Origin of the sequence: Zavarzinia sp., from assembly GCF_041650655.1 — a bacterium.
Classification (GTDB): domain Bacteria; phylum Pseudomonadota; class Alphaproteobacteria; order Zavarziniales; family Zavarziniaceae; genus Zavarzinia.
In genome coordinates this window covers 1-2,874 of the sequence record NZ_JBAZKR010000245.1, presented here as the reverse complement: position 1 = coordinate 2,874, position 2,874 = coordinate 1, and the positions used below count along the sequence as shown (strand labels likewise).

The 2,874-nt window shown below is 68.4% G+C and carries 4 protein-coding genes; all 4 read right to left on the bottom strand.

Annotated elements, in window-relative coordinates; translation table 11 throughout:
• Positions 1 to 311, bottom strand: a 311-nt coding sequence (locus tag WC493_RS22980) for a metal ABC transporter solute-binding protein, Zn/Mn family (RefSeq protein ID WP_373068927.1), incomplete at its 3' end; no start/stop codon positions are given.
• A 10-nt stretch (positions 312 to 321) separates the two neighbouring features.
• Complete coding sequence (locus WC493_RS22975) at positions 322 to 1,734, bottom strand: hypothetical protein (RefSeq protein ID WP_373068925.1); 1,413 nt, start codon at positions 1,732 to 1,734, stop codon at positions 322 to 324.
• A gap of 71 nt (positions 1,735 to 1,805) precedes the next feature.
• Positions 1,806 to 2,174 carry a DUF2946 family protein gene (locus tag WC493_RS22970; protein ID WP_373068929.1) on the bottom strand — a complete coding sequence of 123 codons (369 nt, stop codon included), beginning with the start codon at positions 2,172 to 2,174 and terminating at the stop codon, positions 1,806 to 1,808.
• 9 nt (positions 2,175 to 2,183) lie between these two features.
• Positions 2,184 to 2,874: class I SAM-dependent rRNA methyltransferase (locus WC493_RS22965; RefSeq protein WP_373068923.1), on the bottom strand; the 691-nt coding region annotated here is incomplete at its 5' end.

The following is a 2,874-nucleotide window of genomic DNA, read 5'->3' as shown; positions in this document are numbered from 1 at the left end:
AAGTAGCCCGGCTGCCCGGTCTGGATGCGGACGTTGCCCGATTCGCGCTGCACCACCGGCAGCCAGCCGACTTCCAGCTCGGCGCCGGTGGCGACGACCAGGTCGGCGTTGCGGGCGCGGGCGATCAGCGAGGGCCGCGCCTCGATCCGGTGCGGGTCCTGCAGGGCCGTGGTCACCGACGCCACCTTGATTTTGTCGCCGCCGATTTCCTGCGCCAGGGCCGCCCATTCCGGCACGGTGGCCAGCACGTTCAATGCCGCCTGGGCCGGCAGCGCCAGCAGCGCGGCAAGAATCATCAGAAAGCTCTTCATCGTCGTCTCCTCAGAAGGCATGGGCGCCGTGGGCGCCTATGCTCATGACGTACTGCAGCCAGAACTGATTGTCGGTCAGCCCCGGTCCGCGCGAAGCGTCGCGCGCAAACTGGAAGCGCAAGCGGGCGAACTCGGACGAGGCGTAGTCGATCATCACGGTGTCGCGGCGCGGCTTCCATGCAGCGAACTGCGGCAGGTCGGCGGCGGTCAATGCGCCGCTGTTCACGAGGCCGATCGAGGCATTGCCGGAATCGAGCCGGTCATAGCGATAGCCGACGCGCCAGCGCGGCATGAACTGATACACGCCTTGCACGTAGAAGCCGCTCTGCGTTGCGCTGTAGCTGTTGGAAATGCCCGCGCCACATCGGCCCGCACCTGCGCCGGCCGTATCGACACACGACAGATCGCCGCTCTCGACACGGTGGAAGGCTTCGGCCTGCACCTTGAAATTGCGTTCATTCGGGTTGCCGTCGGGCGCCCACTTCCAGACAAAGTCGGCGCCGACGGTACGGCTGTTGCCGGAGAAGGCCACCGTGTTGGCGTTGCCCGTGGTGTCGGTCTGCGCGTAACCGCGATCGACCGGATGGGTGCCCACCGCCGACAGCCCCGCGCGCCAGCTGCTGGAGACGCCGACATCGCCGCCGGTGCGCGCGAACACCGCGCCCAGCGCCGAGCCGTTCTTGTTGCGGTCGCTGCCGGGAAAGCCGCTGTCGCGGCCGGCTTCGAGGCCCAGTTCGATCCAGGCGTCGGTCGGCGCCAGCCACTTCAGTTGCAGCCCTTCCGCCGTCAGCCGGTTGCCGAAAAATGCCGCATAGGCCAGCGGCGCATCGGCGAAATCCCAACCATGCGGATGCTGGTCATTCTGGTAGCCGATGCCGGAAAGGAAGCGGCCGCCCTTGAGCGTCAGGCCATTGCCGAGTCCCAGCGTCTGGAAATAGGCCTCCTCGACCGCGAGCGTGTTGTCCGGCGCGAGGGCGAGGTTCAGGTAGCCGCGGAAATTCGGGTCGACGTTGGCCGACAGGACCAGCTCGCTTTCGCCAAGACTGAGCCCCTTGCGCCGCGGCGGGCCGACCTCCTCCGGCTCGCCGGCCGGCACGAAGCCTTGCAGGGTCCAGCTCGCCGGGTCGCGCTGCATCTTCGTCATCGTGCCTTGCAGGATCAGCGAGATGTCGGGATTGAAGCTGTTGGCCGCCGCGGCGCCGCGCGCGACGGCGGGGGCGGCATCGACCGGCGGCGCGGCCCTGGCGGCCGTCGACTCGGCGTTGGCGAGGCGCTTTTCCAGCGCGTCGATGCGCTGCTCGTAAGATTTTTTCATCTGCGCGATTTCCTCGCGCAGGACCTGCAGGTCGGCATCGGCCGCCGCGGCCGGAACGCTGGCCAGCACGCCACAGGCGGCCAGCACGGACAATGAATAGTGTTTCATGGTTGCTCCAAAGAAAATGACAAGCACACCGCATGGCAGCAGCCAGCGGTGCGGCAATACGTCAAGTAGCTTTAGAGCGGTGGCGGGGCGCGGCTGCGAAATGCCGCGCTGAAACGAAGAGTCGGCGCCGGCGGCACGGCGGCAGCGGGCGCGGCGATGCTGCCCGCCGCGATCGCCGGGGGAAGCAGCGGCGCGGGAGGCGCCACGTCGACGCCGGCAAAGGCGATGCAGGTGGTGCAGACATGCGACAGGCTCAGCGCCGCGCCGTGATCGGCATCGTCGCCCTGCGCAGTCTGCACCGCGGCAGGCCCTGCGGCGTGACCCAGCATGTGGGCGAGCGCCGCCTGCTGCCCGCTGACGAGCAGCAGCGAGAGGATCAGGGCAAGGAACGGGTGCAGGAAGCGGCGCATGGGGCGCGTATTACAACACAGTGCGCACAGAGCGCGCCATCAATCAACCTGCAGCAGCAGCCCCTTCAGGTATTCGCCTTCGGGAAACGCCAGATCGACCGGATGGTCGGCGGCGCCTTGCAGGCGCTGCACGATGCGCGCGGAGCGCCTGGCATCGAGCGCGGCGCCGGCGACGATCTTCTGGAACAGTTCGGGCGACACGCCGCCGGAGCATGAATACGTCATCAGCAGGCCGCCCGGCGCCAGCAGATGGAACGCCTGCACGTTGATGTCCTTGTAGGCGCGCGCGGCGCGCTCCGCGTGCGCGGCGGTGTGGGCGAACTTGGGCGGATCGAGGATGATCAGGTCGAAGCGCTCGCCGCTGCCGCGCATGTTGCGCAGCTCGGCGAAGACATCGGCCTCGACCCACGTCGCGCGCGCGGCGTCGAGTTGCGGATTGAGCGCGAGGTTGCGCCGCGCGGTTTCCAGCGCGGAACCGGAGCTGTCCATCGACACCACTTCGCGCGCGCCGCCGGTCAGCGCCTGCAGCGAGAAGCCCGCCGTGTAGCAGAAGCAGTTGAGCACGCGGCGGCCAGGCGCGAGTTCCGCCACGCGACGGCGGTTGTCGCGCTGGTCGAGGTAGAAGCCGGTCTTGTGGCCGCCGACGAAGTCGACGGTCATGTTGACGCCGTTTTCCGCGATGACGATTGGCTCCCCCTCTCCCTCGGTCCCTCCCCCGCCAGGGGGGAGG

What these genes read in the sequence shown, in the direction of transcription:
- WC493_RS22975 (WP_373068925.1), bottom strand. Translation starts at nt 1,734, where the DNA reads ATGAAACACTATTCATTGTCCGTGCTGGCCGCCTGTGGCGTGCTGGCC.